This window comes from Virgibacillus sp. FSP13, assembly GCF_054048505.1.
Genome location: NZ_JBSVKG010000001.1, coordinates 195498 through 212621, shown reverse-complemented (window position 1 = coordinate 212621; position 17124 = coordinate 195498). Strand labels below are relative to the sequence as shown.

Here is a 17124-nt window from a genome sequence, read left to right as displayed (position 1 = left end):
AGGGTTTAAAACCATGAGCAAACTCCGAACTGACTTAGTTAATTCACCTTTCTGCTTATTGAATTGGTTGTTGATTTGAATAATTCAAGAATAATCTTGTTGACCAAAATATAAAATGCTCAAATTTAAAAAAAAAAAGGCCCCGCAGAAGATTTTCTAACTAGCAGAGCCTATTATTGGTTTAATATAATTTTATTTTTAGAATTGTGTAGCTGCCTGGTGTCCAAGTTTTATAAAAAATAAGCGCTACAAAGATCTTGTTCCATAGGACTTACTTTAATCAGGACTTCCATTCGACAAATATCGGGGAGTGACAGGCACCCACCGGACACCACTTCTACCAAATATCCTCCACCCATTCAGGGTGATCAATAAATGGGTTGCGGTTTCCTTGCCATTCTTCGATAACATTATTGCGATTTGATTCAAATTCATCTACTGGGTCTTGTTCATGCCATTCTAATAGAGTTGAGAGTTTACCATGGTAAGGATTACTACCGTTATTTAAATGATTATTCAACTCTAAATCCACATAATCCTCACCCTCATAGCGGACAGCCATGTAAAACAGCATTCTAGCAACATCACCTTTTACATCATTGGGTGGCTCCCATGAATTATTAGCACGTTTACATTCATCGCAATTTTTAACAGGACTTCCACCATTATCAAAATCTAAATTACCTCTTGAACTGTTTACTTGGACATCTGTTGGGCGTAAATGATGAATGTCTGTACCAGGTCCTTTACGTGTGCCAAAGTCCCCGTGTGATTTGGCCCAAACATGTTCCCGGTTCCAATCACCTGTCTGACCCCCGTTTTTATCTTCTGAACGTGGATCTCCAGAGTAAAATAGGATGACATTGTCTGGATTATTCGGATCCTCATCTGTCTCCTTTAAAGCTTCCCATACCTCGCTATAGGAAAGTACCTCTTGTTCACTTATTATCTCGTGCAACGCTGATTTCAATCCTTGTCCTTCTTTACCATATGCATCCTCATAATAAGGGTCAACCGGTGATTCACCAGTGTTCACCGTTATGCTGAAGCTGGTCGTAACACTCTTTTCTCCATCAGAAGCAGTCACACCAACGATATGACTCCCTTCACCAAGTTGAAGTGTAAGTGTTGTACCCTCAATAGTACCAAGCGTAGATGTAAAGGTTAGCTTATCATGATCAGGATCTGAAAAATAATCCGATAAAGTAAGTGAAATCGTTTCTCCATCATTAACTGTTTGATCGGTAAACTCCTTTTCTACAATAGGTTTACGATTGAGCGGGAAAGTAGGAGAGCTAATTAAGTCTCCTTTTGAATCTGTAAACTTAATCGAGTCAGAGCTTGCACCGTTTTTGTACGTAACATTTTGGATACCTTCAGCACCTCTGATTTCATTAACATTTTCTCCGTCAATGACCACATCCGATACTTCATTACCTTTAAAATCAACTATCGCACCAGCATTTTTAGGTTCAATCATAACTTTTGTGTTTGCCAAACCTTCTCCATCTAATTCAGCGTAATCCCCTGCCAACAGAATACCTTCGTTTATTTCTGATGAATCATCAAGGCTAATGGACACGCTCGGTGACTTAATTACAAGCTTATTTGTCGTAAAGTTTGTAAGGTCATATGATTTTTCTGGTATGATGGATGCTTCATCATCACCGGCTAAATCAATTTGAACTAGTACTGGATCATGATCACTTGCACGTCCATGCATATCTGTGAAATCAGCATTGATATGAAGAATATCAACCTCCGTTGCACTAGCTAAGTTATCTGTTACTAAAATATGATCAAGTACTTGTGAGTTACCTTGATATACATAAGTGTAACGATCTTCAGTAGGTACTTCATCAATCATATTTGTCAGTTCGTTACCTTTAAGGGTCTGAATTGGATTGGAAAATTCATAATCGTTTAGATCGCCAAGAACGACTACATTCGCATTTTCATCATCCGCCAACACATCTTTTACAAATCCATTTACAGCTTTTGCAATTTCCATGCGTTGGTCTTCACTGCCTAACTTAGGTGGCTGTGTTGATCCGAATAATGCTGTATCTCCTGATTTTGAATTAAAGTGGTTTGCTACAACAACAACACTTTCCCCTTTAAAATCAAACTGTGCAGCTAATGGCTTACGACTGTCATCAAACGCTTCATTTGTTGGATCAATTCTTCCTGGGTTTAGTGTTAGTTTGCCGTCTTCAAATCCAACCGCTTGTGTTGCAGTGCCAGGCTCTGCCCCTTCCGTAAGCGACACCCGATCAGGATTGTATAGAAAACCTACTCGAATGTTCGCATCCGGTGCTCCACCATCTTGATTATATTCCGGATTAATATTAACGTACTTGTACTTAACCCCGCCGGTTTCCACGATAGCATCAATCAATCTTTCATAACTTTCCGATGCATCCGCATCATCGGGACCTGAATTCTGTCCATTATTATCTTGAACTTCTGTTACACCAATAATGTCAGGGCTTTCCATATCAGTTGCTAACGCACGGGCCAGTTTCTCTGCCTTTTCATCTGGTGATTCATCGCTAGCCCTATTGTTTGAGAAATTTTCAAGATTATAGGAAGCAATGGTTAACTCCTCTTTATTCTTTTCGATCGTTGTTGTTTCTGGTTCTGCTTTACCTGCCACAACTGCATCCTCTAAGTCTTCTAAATCAGCATAGATTTTAAAATTTTGGTACCCATAGTTTACTACCCCAGTAATTGGCCCATTAAATTTGTCTCCTGTTTTCACCGCAAAATCTCTTGCTGGTCCGTTAGGTTGAAGTTTGAATTGAATTCGTTCCGCGTTTTTATCATCTTCTGTAAATCGAATTCCACCATGAATTGTCTCTGTTTCCGCGTCTTCAGGAACAACAACGAGATCACCATGTTCCTGAGGTGCGACTGCTTTTGTGTTTCCAACTTTGACACGCATGCCTTCAAGGCTTTCCCAGAAATCAATAGCATCTTCTTCAGGATCAAATTCCGCGAATGCATCGTTATCAATCACATCTGTTGGAAGGTTGTCCGAGATAACGATTGGTTCTGGAAGCTTGACATTCGACTCCAACATCTTTACCTCTCCACCTTGGTCATCACGTGCATTGATTTGGGTTACAGGTAAATCTGTATCAAATCGATCGGAATAACCATCAATCTGGTATTCATTAACTTTTCCCGTTACTTTAACTAAATCACCAACACTTACATCCGCTGCCTTACTTCCTGTATAGACAACAAGACCCTCTGCCGTATTTGGATTATCATCTTTCATGTCATCTGGTGTTTGAAAATGAAAGTAGTTTCCGCCATTTAACTCATAAACATATGTGACAACGCCCTCAACATCATTCACGAATGTTCCATTTAATGGTGATTCATGTGATTCACCTTGAATATGATGAATTTTTATTCCCTCTTCTGCATCATATACTGTATAAGAAAATTCCTTTACTTCACTTGATTCAAGCCCTTCCTTATCTGCATATGCTTTAATCGTCATTTCCGCATTAACAGTAATAGGCTCACTATACAATTGACCATGATCCACTGGGTCTTGTCCATTTGTTGTATAGTATATCTTTGCTCCCTTAGTAGTTGTTGAAAATTTAACATCCGTACCCGATGCAATTGTACCTGCTTCAGGTGTTGCTACTACTGGTTGGACAACAGATGCATCTGCAACAATATCCGCTCCATCACGTGGGATTATTTGATACTCGCCATCGAACTCTTGAACAATACCTGTAATAGAATCATAGGTTGCACTTTCAGAAAGTCCAAGCTGCCCGGTTTCATCACGTACTATGAATGTTGTTCCGTCGGTAGCAGTGTAATTCGCCCACCCATTACCTTCGTGTACGCTTTCCAAAGTTACATTTTTTACAGTAGCAAGCTTTGATTCATTATCTTCATTAAGTTGATCTCCCGTTAATTCTACTGGATCAGGTACTCCCACTTGTTTAGGATCACCCACAAGATCTGCACCACTTAATTGCAAAAGACCTCTATATTCATCTAATGTTCCGCTTACTGTAATTTCGTCACCTAGTTGAACGTTCAATGATGTTGGGCGTACAGCTATCCCTGCTGTTTTATCTTGAATATGAATCGTATTTTTTAATGTTGCTGTAACAGTTCCTTTTACCGTTACATCACCGTCTCCTTGTGTGCGGGCATCGGCAATTGGGATAACTTCGCCTGGTTCACCCGGTTCGTCCGGTTGCCCTTCACCTACAAATGCAATATGAGACGTTTCCTTTAGACCTGGATGAGGGCCAAAATATTCTTTTAAATCACCTGTTACTTTAACTTCTTTTCCAATTAGAGATGGATTTGTCTGTAATCCCCATTCAGCACGTAAACTACTTGGGATCTTAATATAAAGCATTTTAGTCGTATCTGTTTCATCGACAGTATCCGCAATTGCAAAATTATAATCATCATTTGCTGTATCAGTTACATTGTTTTCGCTCTTAACATGTCCTACAATGTAACCTTTTACGGTTGCTTTCCCGCTATTATTTTCAATGGCTTCTAACACCGTGATAGAATCATCTACCGCAGTTATATTACTAGTAGATTTTAGTCCAGGTGCGCCGAAATAGGCCTCTAAATTACCTGTCACTTCAATTTCTAAAGCCATGTTATCTGGGTTTGAGGCAAGTCCCCATTTAGCTCGTAATTCACTTGGTAACTTCACAAAAAGCATTTTAGATGTATCCGTTTCATCTGGGCTTTCAGCAATAACAATATTTGTGTCACCATTCGCTGTTGTTACGACATTCGTTTTACTTTTGGCATACCCAACAATAAAACCCCTTACTGTCGCCTCTCCGCTATTATTTTCAATAGCTTCTGACACCGAAATGCCATCATCCGCCGCTTCCACCATGCTGCCAGTCATAGGAGTAAAAAAGCTGAAGATTAAAATGAATATTAAACCAATATTGAAAAGCTTTTTCCAGTTCATTTGCTTCATTTCATCCTCTCCTATCTAGATTTATCTAACACTATAACTAAAATTAGTAGAACCCCTCTATTACATTGCTGTATTCCCTGAAACCGTTATTCCATCAAGAGTAATTTGTTCCCCTTCTAACTGTGAAAGATCCAAATCTCCTTCAACTGTAATATTAGAATACGTCATATTTTCTGATGGAGATCCTATCAAAATTAGATCACCCTTGATAGTCGCATTTTTAAGTTCCACTGCTCCGGTTACATCTACTTTGACAGACGTGTTGTGTGTTTTATCACTAAAATCTTCAGGTTCAACGACAGTCAGTTCATCATCCCCGGGGCTTTCATGATTATCACCCGAATCCGAACCTCCATGACTACCGCCTTGACTTCCATCATTTTTTTCATTAGCGATATCAATAATACGTCCTTCAATTTGCGGATTAACTGTGCCTAAATCTGCTACATGGTCACGAAGATTTTCCCAGTCAGCTAATCCTAGGTCTGTTACTCGCCCCCCTTCGTAAGCTTTTGCAAATACATCGTAACCGTCTCCACCTTTAGCAGTAAATGCGTTTGTTGCGATGATATATGTCTTATCATCAGCCACACTAACATAGTTTTTACCTTGTTTTACTTCAACGGATTTAACTCTTTCACCAGCTGGTTGTGAACTATCATACGTAAATTTCATGCCAGATACGTGTAAAAATCCACCATTTTCTTTCGGTACCTGACCAACACTATGTTCAAGAGCTGTTTTAATTTCTTCACCTGTAAGTTCCATTGTCGCAAGCGTGTTACCAAATGGTAGGACAGTTAGGATTTCCCCTAGTGTAATTGCACCCTTGTCAATGGAAGTACGAATTCCGCCACCATTTTGCATGGCTGCCACAGTTTTTTTATTAAATTCTTTCGCCTTTTCTAGCATTCCATCTGCAATTAAGTTTCCTAATGCTGTTTCGCTGTTTCTAACACTTACTTCATCACCATCGCCTAAACGTGGATTTGGTAATGCTTTTTCAGCAACCCCGCCACTTTTTTCCGTTTTAATGGCCTCAATTTGTGATGAATATTCTTCAAGAATTTCTGCAGCTTCTGCATCCTCTTCTTGCTCGTCAATTTCAATTAATTCCCCGGCGTGTCCAACGATAACTCCATTTTCATCAAATTCAACATCCAATGTTCCAAGAAAATCACCATATTGGAAGGCTTGGACAATAATGGTAGGATCTTTCGTTTCATTTTCCATTAACACGGGTTCCGCTAATTCTGTATGACTGTGTCCCCCAACGATAATATCGATTCCATCTACTTCCGCAAGTAGCTGATCATTATCATAACCAGGGTTATCATCATATCCGATATGGGAAACAGCGATGATTTTGTTGACTCCTTGTTTTTCAAAGCCCTCTACCGCATCTTCTGCCGCCTCTATGTAGTTTTTAAATGCAACATCCCCTGGACTTGAAATATCAACTGTTTCTTCCGTAGTCAAACCAAAAATACCGACCTTTTCTCCATTAACTTCTTTCACAATACCGTTATATACCTCACCGTTCTCCGGGTGTTCAGATAGTTTATCGTTAAACAAATCACCCATATTAGCATCTTTTGAAAAATCCACGTTCGCACTAACAAACGGGAACTTAGCAGCACGAACGAAATCAGCTAAAGCTTTGTGTCCTTCCTCACTTGATCCCAGGTCAAATTCATGGTTGCCAAAAGTCATCACATCATAGTTCATTAGATTCATAAACTCAATGTCAGCTTGTCCTTTAAATTCATTAAAATACAACGTCCCGGAAAAAACATCCCCAGCGTCAATTAATAGTGCATCCGGCTTTTCCGCTCTCACTTCTTTAACTGCGGTAACACGTTTTGCTACATTGTCTAAATGTGCATGTGTGTCATTCGTGTGCATGATAGAGAGTTCAAAATTTTTATCATTAGACTTAACAACTTGAAGTGAATCATTTAACATGGTTGAAAAGGCACCGCGGGAAATACCTTCATATGGTCGGAAGTCGTCTAATTGATTTGTAAGTTCAAGATTTGCTAGAATTTGAACATTTTCTTTATGTGAATCGCTAACATTATCTAAGTTAACCTTCACATCATCTTTTGTATTGTAATTCTTTAGCCCTAGCCCTTTAACTAGTAGTGTTGCCATTTGTTCTCGTGTAAGGTGACCACCTGGCTCAAATGCGCCATCACTACCTTTAAATACCCCCGCCTCTGTCACAGCAGCAATTTGTTCTGCATATAGACTATTTCCATCAACATCGCTGTATGCCTCTTTTAAGACGTCATCAACATCAGCAGGGATATCAAGATCTAATGCCTTAGCAAGCATTACCGCCGTTTGCCTGCGTGTCACATCATCATACACACCAAACGAACCATCTTCATAACCCTTGACTACACCCTGTTCCGTTAAAGCCATAATTCCATCGTAATGGACATCACCCGGTTTTACATCGTCATATTCTACGTTTTCCGCCGCTGATGCAACAGGAGCAACTACAACAACCGCAGCAGTTGCAACCAATGACGATGTGAGAAGCTTACAGTGAGATTTCTTGTTTAACATACAATCCTTCCTCCTTTTTTAAGCAATGTGCTAGTTTTGTTTGAACCTAGTTGACGTTCTATTCTAGTAAGCTAAAATCTAGGTTCATTAATATTATAGTAAAATTCTAATAATTTCAATCGGTATAATAGCCCAATTGTCTTGGTTTATATTACTCAATTTGTCACTACAGGAGATTGCCTAAGATAGCTTTTCTATTTGTTTTTTCGACAAAATTCGGGTAGTGACAGGCACTCTACCCCGGTGTTATAATTCCCCATGGTACTACTAACATCTAGGGGATAAAATCAAATGAACGAACAGATAATCAATATTGAGCGTAAATTCAGGCCAGAAATTGAAGGACTTCGTGTTGTTGCAGCACTACTTGTAGCGATTTATCATATATGGTTTAATCGTGTCTCCGGTGGGGTTGATGTGTTCTTTGTAATTTCAGGCTTTCTTATCACCACTTCTATTATTTCCACCATTAATCGAACAGGTGAATATCGTTTTTGGCCATACATTTCAAAGTTAATGAAAAGATTACTTCCATCTACATTTTTCATTCTTGGAGTCATTCTAATTGCAAGTGTATTTTTATTGCCACAATCAATCTTGGGTAAAACAATACGGGAAGTATTTGCTTCCATGTTTTATTATCAGAACTGGCAATTAGCTATTTCAAGCACTGATTATTTAGATGCCAGCCAAATGAAAACACCCGTTGAACACTTTTGGGCTCTGTCAATTCAAGGACAGTTTTATATCATCTGGTTCTTAGTATTCTCTTTCATTTTACTTATGATAAAAAAATATAAATTGAGGAATGCTAGAAAATTAATCAATGTTGTATTAGGACTATTATTTGTTTCTTCTTTTATATACTCCATTTATTTAACTGCTGTAAACCAACCATGGGCTTACTTCATTACGTTCACACGTGTTTGGGAGTTTGCGTTAGGTGGATTGCTTTGTGTTAATTTATCATATATTAAAGTGAATAAAATCTTTGCCACAGTGGTTGGCTGGCTTGGATTAGTTGGCTTAATTTTAACAGGAATAGTTTTTAATGTATCCGAAATGTTTCCAGGATACATCGCCATATGGCCAATGGTTTGTGCATTGTTCATTGTTTTAGCTGGAACGCGTGATACAAAATACGGTGTCAAACGCTTTCTAGGTTCGCCAATAATGGTAAAACTAGGCGGAATTTCCTTTGCTATTTATTTATGGCATTGGGTAATACTGGAGTTCTATCGTTACAATGTCCAAGAAACCCCAGGTATCGCCGTTGGAGTGCTTATTATTATCGTATCTATCATTCTATCCTTTTTAACGACACGTTTTATAGAAAAACCAATTCGAAGTTCAGATAATAATAGTTATTCATTTAAGAGACTTGGGATGATAAGTGGTTTAAATCTAGTCTTAATGGGGGCCCTTTTGTTTGGGATACACACAGAACAAGATAAGCTAGAAAATAAGATAACTGATACAGATTATCCCGGTGCATTAGCTGCAAATACAGAAATTGACATCCCTGATTTGGAACCAATACCAGCACTTTCAAAGGTTTTTGACGACTTACCACTTGCTCATCTAGACGGTAGTAATCAAGGACTAAAGAAAAGTGATTTGAAAATTGGTGAATATGGTGAAATGGAAAATTATGATGCTACTATTGCACTGGTAGGCAGTTCCCATTCAGAGCAATGGTTAGGAGCAATTTTAGAAGCAACAAAGGATTATAAATATCGTGTATTGAATATAACACGCTCTGGAACACGCTTTACAACAGCTTATCCAGATGATGATTTGTATGGTATCTGGGTGAATAATGTATTGGATTATCTAGAAGATGCTGATGTGGATCTTGTCATTTCTCAAGCCACAGCTTCTCATTCTCCAACTAAAAAAGTACATCAACAAATAATTGATCAGTTGCAGTATGTGAAAAATGTTTATGATATTGAAGTATTAGCTGTACGTGATAATCCAAGATATAGTTTTAATGTACTGGAATCGTTAGAAATTAATGGTGTTGATGAAACTACTAGAAAGATGAATTTAGAGGAAGATAATCAAAATGATGAAAGTTTTTGGAGGCAATTCGAAAAAGAAAACGAGACATTGCATAAAATTGACTTAACAGACTACTTTAAAGTCAACGGAAAATTTCAACCCATTATCGGTAATATTATCATTTATCGGGATAGCAATCATATGACAAATACGTATTCAGAAAGCTTTGGACCAGTTTTTGAAGAAAAAATAACAGAAATACTAAAGGGATAATAGTTTTGTTTTATGAACCACGAGTGAAATTCGGAATGACTGTGGGGAGAAAATCTCTGGGACGTGGGGACAGGTTAGTTGTCCCAGCTGACTTTGCCTGAAAACACAGGGTTTTTGGGTGGGACAAGGAACCTGTCCCCATGTCCCACCTCTGCTTATTATTAAAAAAAGCCCTATAGAGATTTTTCTCTACAAGGCTTCCATCTTGTCAATAAATTTCATTCGACAAAATTCGGGTAGTGACAGGCACCGTTAGGAATATGGATAAGCCCGTTTTGTATGTTGAATGGAAATCCAATTAATAATAATGTCGCATCTCTCTTTGATTAATTTAACGGTTTCCTTAAATTTTTCATAGTTCATTGAAGGGTTACCATCATCATCACGTATATGAATGTGTGCAATTGATGCTCCAGCTTTCCATGATTCGTATACTTCCTCAGCTATTTCAGTTGGTGTCGTAGGCAAGTAAGGTGTATTTCCCTTTGTTGTTACTGCACCCGTTGTTGCTATTGTAATAATTAATTTTTCCATCTTATCCCCCCCACAATATTTATTTAAATATTCCTATAATTTCTCTCACAACAATTTCTTGTATCTGTTACTTTTTAAATGATAAGTTAAAAATCATTAATTAGTCCTTCTAACCTACTGCCATAATGCTTTATCATTTCTTCTTCAAAATCATAGATAATCCTATTTACGTAAATATCATGGTTAATATAATTTCGGGTTGTTGATATCATAACTGGATGACTGGATACTACTGAATGGGGTAACTCGTCTAACGAGTAAAGTAAAATTGTTTTTTTGTTATCTATAACAAGAGAAAGTTCTCCTGTATGACGCCCAAGCGCGAGTTCTTCTTTATAATGGCTAAAGTTAGTCCAAGGAACATCAACTTTTCTTTCGTCGAATATCATAGTTATAATCTTAACCCCACGTTGGTGAGCCTTTACAAGCAATTCTTTAAGTTCCTTTAACTCCTTCTTCCAGCAACTAATAACGATTTCAGATTTGCTTTCATCTATAGCAGCTTGAACAACTTCGATTGAGGCTGAGTACCCCTGTATAACAAACAATTCTGACCAATCGGTATCACTATGCGAAGTAATTTCAGCAAGGGATTCATTAAGGAAATTCATGTTATCCATGAATGCTTCTTGTTTTGTTTTCAGTAGTTCCTTATAAGGAATAGGAAAGTAACGAACCTGTTTTCCCTTATTCCCCCCTGCCACAGTAGATACCAATCCCTGTTTCTTCATTTTTCGTAGGGCTTCATATACCTTTGGTGCTGGAACTCCCGATAAATTAGCGATGGTATTACCATTGGCTGGATTATTTTGTATAAGTGAAACGTAAATTTTGGACTCATATTCTGTTAGGCCTAATTCCTTTAAGGTACTAATAATTTCTTCTATATTTTTCACCTCCTGGAACAGTATACTACCTAGGTAGTAAGATTATTACAAAAAAGTGCACTACCTTAGTAGTAATTGTATGACTTTTAGCATAGTGGATGCGGGTAGCGAAAAGATGGGAAGCTGATAGGAATCATACGGTATTTGAATAATTTATTTGAATAAAATCGACGCAAATCAAATTGAGGATTAACAGGAACACCTGGTTCTTTTGTCTCGCTGTAAATCTGCCAACCCGGAGAACAAAAGAACCATCCTAGGTCCCTGCATCATAATTAATACATTCCTTTAAGCGATCAACGTCTAAGGAATGGTACAAGCAATCGAACGTATTAGAATTACCTATATTGATGCTGCACTTTCTTCATGCTAGATTTGTCGCTCCTTTAATTCCATCCTCATCTATCATCCAATTAACCAATGTGCAACAAACCTCTGTGAAAAAGAAAAAAGAATTTGTATCATCTCCAATAACTTTTGTTATACGAATCGGACGATTATTAAACTTCATCGCCCACTTGATAACCGATTCCGACCAATGATGACTTTCATAAAAAGGAACTAGTATTTTCCTATGGGTCTGGCGCTTATTTTCATAATCCACAATTGGAATTTCCTCTGAAAATAATTCTTGCCAAATACTGTTATTTTCAATTTCAACAATATATGTATGTTTTAGCATTTTCCAACCTCCTTTTTTTCTGCTTCTATACCTAATATAACGGAACTCACATGACCTTTTGCCTTTTGTCATATCTTAAAGACGTATAAGAATAGTAATCAATCAACCAATATTACCACCTCACTCCAATACATTAATCGGCTCCCTCAAATGCTCAATCGATAAATGCTGATATCTTGCGGTTGAACGAAGATCTGTATGGCCAAGAATATTTGCTATCCTTCTTTGATCAACCTTATTTATTGTTAAATGTGTCGCCGTACAATGCCTTATTTGATGAGGTGTTACCCTTTTGCTAATCCCTGCTTGATCAGTGATCAATTTTAGTTTCAAACGAACATCTGCAGCGCTTATTGGTTGGTTTGGGAACTTTCTAGAGGGAAACACGTAACGATTATCACATATAAAGTCACAATTGAAATGCTGTGTTAACAAATGAACTAACTTATCATGCAGGGGCAAATATAAATCCCTCCCACCCTTAACCCTTGGAAAATATAAAACTCTATCTTCCAAACGCACATTTTTCTTTTCCAATGTGCGAACTGGTGTCAATCGTGATCCCGTATAATAGATAAGACTGAACAACATGTGATAAAAAGCATCCATCTTCGCTGCCTGATTCAATAACAGCTTTATTTCGTATTTATTTAGTATATCTAGTAGAGGAATATATACCTTGGGAAGTCTAACCCTTGCGGCAACATCAATAGGATAGTCCAGCTCGTTGACCATAAACTTATAGAAAGATTTTATAGTTGATAATCTTCTAGCTATCGTATTTGGCTTATGTCCCTTTTCCTTCCCATAATCTATAAACGCTATCAAATCACTCTTGGAGACCTCCTCCATTACAAAATCTGTCCATCCCTTATCACAAGCTATGTATTCTTGAAAAAATTGCAAATCCTTTTCATAGCCTTTAATTGTTTCGAATGAGTATTCCATTCTATTTAAATGTGCAAGGAATTTGAATCTGCATTCAGAAAAATTGTATTTACTTGAATCCATGTCTTTTCACTCCCCCTTCGTTTCAACATTTATTGTTTGCATTAGGGGTGATCGGTATACGTTGAGGTAAGATATGGGGGTAAGTGCGATTAATGCTTCTGAAATCCTAGTAACATATAACACAGATGTTGATGCACAAACTGCAGGCGACAAAGCAAACTATAACATTAAGAAAAATACTGGTGCATCTGGTGATGAGAAAGTAGATGTTAAAGATGTACTTGTTGAAGGTAATACTGCTTTGCTTCGAGTTGATGAGGCATTCAATCCATCTGATAAGTTTGCAGTTGAGGTCAAAGATGCTGTTAAATCTACAGATGGCATGAAATTAGAAGCATATGCAACGTCAACAATGGTATTTGGTGATGTAGCTGCACCGAAAGTAGAAAATGCTGCTTTTGATGGATCTACTGTACAATTGACTTTCGATAAGCCAGTTGATGAAACAGTTGGACTTGTAAAAGTGGATGGCACTTCAATAGATAATAAAGATCTAGTTTTCACTGGTGATCCAAGCATTAGAGGTGATGTAGCTGGAAATTACACATACAATGTACAACTAACAGGTGATGATGAAACAGATGCTGTTTCAAAAGAAGGAAATCATGAAGTAACTTTATTTGACGTTGCTGAAACATCAACTACTAATCCAGCAGTTGCAAGTGTTGTGAACGCTACTTACACTGTTGATAATGCTAAAGTAGCCCCTGAAGTTGTTGGTTTACATGCATTAAACGGTAACAAGTTTTTTGTTGAATTGAATAAACCAGCAGACTTAGATAGTGCTGCCTCACTTGTTGTTTCACAAGGTAATCATGTATTTACTACTATTAGCGGTGATAGCAGTATTGGCACAGCAGCTTCATCAGTATTCTATCAAAAGGACACATGGAATGGTAAATATGGATACTATGTTGCTATAACAGACAATTATAGTGATGAAAGCGAAAATCCGCTTTATAGTAAGAATCAAACATCAGCTAAGTTAGATGTAACTCTTAAGAACTATAAGGATGCTGACAAACTAGTTGGTAAAACTTATACTGGCTCAGTTACATTGAATAAAGCAGCTGATAAGCCAGAAATCGACGATACGTCTTTAAATACTGACCTTAATGAATTGTATGTTGATTTTGAAAAATCCATTAAACCAGTAGAAGGTTTAGATAAGAGTGATGTCGTAGTCCGTGATAAAGAAGGTGTAGTGATTCCTTCTGAAGATTACAATTTGTCTATTGTAGATATTAAAGATTCAGAGGAAAATGTTGTTGTGACTGACGGACGTTTACAAGTTAAATTCACTGGCCAAGATCTTGAGGATTACGTTAAAAATAACGAACCATTCACAGTTGAATTGAAAGCAGAAAAGTTCCAGTATGCTTCTAAGACAAATGGTACAGTTAAAGAATATCAATTAGTTGGCGCAAAAAATGACAAGTTGACTGTAACAATTAAATCTGCAGATCAAGACAAATTTAAATATGTTGCATTTGGTGCTGATGAAAAAGGTGAAATTGATTATTCAAAAGCAGATGAAAACATAATTGAAATTAACTATGAACGTAAAATGGATGACTCCGCCATTGACGTAGCTAATTATAAATTGGATGGTGAAGCATTACCTGAAGGAACAGAAGTGGACTTTTATGATAATAAAAAGAAAGTTCGTATTACTTTACCAGACGGTACTGTCCAATCAGAAGAGGAATATAAATTCACAATTGACACAGCTGTCAAGACAGTATCTGGGTTACATGTGGTGAAAGATATTGTTACACAGAAACCTTATGAAGAGGTTATCACTTTAAAAGATAACGTTGCACCAGAACTGGAAAGTGGAGCAGTATATGTTATCGATGATAAAGATGCAGAAATCACAAATAAAATCAAGCTTACTTTCTCTGAATCAGTTGAAGTAACAGATGTCACTGGAGATGCTGAAGGAGCAGAGGTAAACTTTAATGTAGAAGTCGGTGAAGGTAACCAGAAAGTTGCTAGTGTAGCTGATAGTTCTGACAATAACAAATTAGAAGATAACGAATTAATCATCACATTAGTAGGTGATGGTGTAAACGTTGACCAATCTGCAACTGTTACAGTTGTAAAAGATGATGAAGGAAAAATGTATGTTACAGATGGAAAAGGCAATGAATTAGTTGCTGGCGGAAAAGCATTAATAGCTGAATCTGCAACAGAAATTATTACTCCTCAATAAAACTAAACGAAACGTTACTTTATAAGCTAGAAAACTAGCGAAAGAAGTTGAGAAATAACCTCATGTTTGTACTATAGTTCACTCATGGGGTATTTCTTCAAACTATTGTCCTACCAATTTGTGGGCGAAATTCCCACACTTGCTAAATAGTTATAGGCAAGTGCCTAATCCTCCTGCATCCAGTGAGGTTCTTACCAACCAAAGGGATGAAGTCAGGTGAAGTCGTACTCAAAAAATTGAGGCGGGGTTCCATAAAAGGTGACTATGATTAGGAGACGAATCCATGTTTAGGCAGGGTGAGGTAGTGAATACTAAGAATCGCTAGGGGTTTAGTATTCATTCTTTCATTTGAAATAGTGGAATGGGGATCAACCAATTAACTGTTAAACTGGTCTTTCTCATACCTGAATAGTGGAGATCTAAGGTTATCAAAAAGAGGGATGGAGACAATGGAACGTTTGAAGTCTTATTAGAAGAGGTGGGTTAGCACCAGTGAAGCTAGTAAGATGGCAGCGGGTTCATAGTAGTGTTGATAGCTAGCCGCTTGGACTTGTATGGTAACATACGAGAAGGATAAACCTAGCAGGAGCGAAGGAACCCAGTCAGTAGCAGATTCTTAAACGACTATTTTATCTAAAAATGGTGTTGCATAAGTAAATAAGCCAATCGTAAGAAGCGATTGGCTTATTTACAACCGGCATCTAGGTATAAGGATTTAAGTCATAAGAATCACGAAGTTATTGATGGCACGCCGTATGCTGTGAAAGCCGCTTGTACGGTGTAGGCCCGAACCGAAAGCCACTGTGGTAGTGGTATAAGACGGGAATAGTGAAGTAGAAAAAGCGGTTGAAAAATTGCAAAGTGTTGTTGGTGATAGCCCAAAAATAGATGCTGAAAGCTTTACTTTTGGAGAAGCAGAACCTTCCGTGGCTGAGAATATTTCTAAATCACTAGACGAAGTGGTAACTGCTCAAAAGATGGATGATGTTAAATCATGGATAGGTAATATAAACACTGGAGAAGATGAAAAGTTATCGGAAATGGAACTTAAAAATCATCTAGAAAGTGTTTCTAGTACAAGTTATTCAAGTCTAGAGTCAATGGTAGGAACTGAGGTTACTGATCTGATTAGAGCGCTTGATGCTGCTTATAATATCCAACGTAGTATCAACTAAGGTACTAGTTTAAGACTCGTTGCGACTATCACTTCCCGAATTATGTCGAACGAAAGTTCTTGACAAGAAGATAGTCCTGTGGAGAAAAACCTCTACAGGGCTTTTCTATTTTCTTTTGGGTCACTCCCCCAATCCTTTCGAAATTCACTCTGGGAAACACGGGTGGAAAACACGGGGACGGTTCTAACGTTTCATTACAAGGAAAGGCTCTGTGGAGAAGTAAACTGGACCCTATAAAATAGACACGGATAAAAAACTACTTATCCGTCCTACTTTATAGGGTTCTTTGTCGTATACTTATTTTATAATGATTAGAAGCGGGAGTTGATTACATGGGTGTGCATTATTTTTCGGATGAACAGGTAGAAGAACTAAGAAAGAATCCTTATGTGGATAAGGTCTCCAACAAAGCTATTACGTATTCTGAAGTCTTTAAGCAACATTTCATTGATGAACTAAATCACGGGAAGTTTCCAACACAAATCTTTAGAGAGGTAGGGTTTGATACACAAGTAGTAGGGAAAGAAAGAATCAAGAGTTTTTCTCGCAGGATACGAAAAATGGCGGATAGAATAGAAGGTTTTACGGATTTACGTACGCAACATTCTGGACGCCCCCAAACGAAAGAGCGCACAACTGATGAAGAAATCGCCTATCTCAAACATCAAGTCGCTTTACAAAAACAACAAATTGATGCTTTAAAAAAAATGAATTTTATCAATCGCAAAATAGCCAAAGCTTTGCCCAAGAAAAATATCAACTCATCCAAACATTAACGG

At 37.6% G+C, this 17124-nt stretch carries 10 protein-coding genes; 4 read left to right on the top strand and 6 right to left on the bottom strand.

Translation table 11 applies throughout. From position 1 onward, the window contains the following. Positions 1–337 precede the first annotated feature (337 nt). Positions 338–4990, bottom strand: a complete 4653-nt coding sequence (locus ACW2QC_RS00955) for a DUF6359 domain-containing protein (protein ID WP_457542102.1) — start codon at positions 4988–4990, stop codon at positions 338–340. 60 nt (positions 4991–5050) lie between these two features. Then, the gene (locus ACW2QC_RS00950; RefSeq protein ID WP_457542101.1) at positions 5051–7564 is read right to left on the bottom strand and encodes a 5'-nucleotidase C-terminal domain-containing protein; all 2514 of its coding nucleotides are present in this window, start codon (positions 7562–7564) and stop codon (positions 5051–5053) included. 291 nt (positions 7565–7855) lie between these two features. On the opposite strand from ACW2QC_RS00950, the gene ACW2QC_RS00945 reads away from it, so the two are divergent. After that, positions 7856–9841 carry an acyltransferase family protein gene (locus ACW2QC_RS00945; protein WP_457542100.1) on the top strand — a complete coding sequence of 662 codons (1986 nt, stop codon included), beginning with the start codon at positions 7856–7858 and terminating at the stop codon, positions 9839–9841. A gap of 252 nt (positions 9842–10093) precedes the next feature. On the opposite strand, the gene ACW2QC_RS00940 is transcribed toward ACW2QC_RS00945, so the two are convergent. From ACW2QC_RS00940 to ACW2QC_RS00925, 4 genes are all read right to left on the bottom strand, one after another. Beyond that, on the bottom strand, positions 10094–10375 hold the full coding sequence (locus tag ACW2QC_RS00940; protein WP_457542099.1) for a 3-keto-5-aminohexanoate cleavage protein: 282 nt from the start codon (positions 10373–10375) through the stop codon (positions 10094–10096). Positions 10376–10461: 86 nt separating this feature from the next. Then, positions 10462–11271: a TrmB family transcriptional regulator gene (locus tag ACW2QC_RS00935; RefSeq protein WP_457542098.1), complete on the bottom strand. Its 810-nt coding sequence runs from the start codon at positions 11269–11271 to the stop codon at positions 10462–10464. A 355-nt stretch (positions 11272–11626) separates the two neighbouring features. After that, entirely contained in the window at positions 11627–11944 is a 318-nt protein-coding gene (locus ACW2QC_RS00930) for a hypothetical protein (protein WP_457542097.1), read from the bottom strand. Positions 11945–12064: 120 nt separating this feature from the next. Beyond that, entirely contained in the window at positions 12065–12955 is an 891-nt protein-coding gene (locus ACW2QC_RS00925) for a tyrosine-type recombinase/integrase (RefSeq protein WP_457542096.1), read from the bottom strand. 73 nt (positions 12956–13028) lie between these two features. Between ACW2QC_RS00925 and ACW2QC_RS00920 the strand changes: the two genes are divergently transcribed. From ACW2QC_RS00920 to ACW2QC_RS00910, 3 genes are all read left to right on the top strand, one after another. Then, positions 13029–15170, top strand: coding sequence for a hypothetical protein (locus ACW2QC_RS00920; protein WP_457542095.1), 2142 nt, complete (start codon positions 13029–13031; stop codon positions 15168–15170). An 854-nt stretch (positions 15171–16024) separates the two neighbouring features. Then, on the top strand, positions 16025–16345 hold the full coding sequence (locus ACW2QC_RS00915) for a hypothetical protein (RefSeq protein ID WP_457542094.1): 321 nt from the start codon (positions 16025–16027) through the stop codon (positions 16343–16345). Positions 16346–16677: 332 nt separating this feature from the next. Next, positions 16678–17121, top strand: a complete 444-nt coding sequence (locus ACW2QC_RS00910; RefSeq protein WP_457542093.1) for an HTH domain-containing protein — start codon at positions 16678–16680, stop codon at positions 17119–17121. Positions 17122–17124 lie beyond the last annotated feature (3 nt).

Coding starts and splice junctions, on each gene's coding strand:
- ACW2QC_RS00955 (WP_457542102.1), bottom strand. CDS start 4,990: ATGAAGCAAATGAACTGGAAAAAGCTTTTCAATATTGGTTTAATATTC.
- ACW2QC_RS00950 (WP_457542101.1), bottom strand. CDS start 7,564: ATGTTAAACAAGAAATCTCACTGTAAGCTTCTCACATCGTCATTGGTT.
- ACW2QC_RS00945 (WP_457542100.1), top strand. CDS start 7,856: ATGAACGAACAGATAATCAATATTGAGCGTAAATTCAGGCCAGAAATT.
- ACW2QC_RS00940 (WP_457542099.1), bottom strand. CDS start 10,375: ATGGAAAAATTAATTATTACAATAGCAACAACGGGTGCAGTAACAACA.
- ACW2QC_RS00930 (WP_457542097.1), bottom strand. CDS start 11,944: ATGCTAAAACATACATATATTGTTGAAATTGAAAATAACAGTATTTGG.
- ACW2QC_RS00925 (WP_457542096.1), bottom strand. CDS start 12,955: ATGGATTCAAGTAAATACAATTTTTCTGAATGCAGATTCAAATTCCTT.
- ACW2QC_RS00920 (WP_457542095.1), top strand. CDS start 13,029: ATGGGGGTAAGTGCGATTAATGCTTCTGAAATCCTAGTAACATATAAC.
- ACW2QC_RS00910 (WP_457542093.1), top strand. CDS start 16,678: ATGGGTGTGCATTATTTTTCGGATGAACAGGTAGAAGAACTAAGAAAG.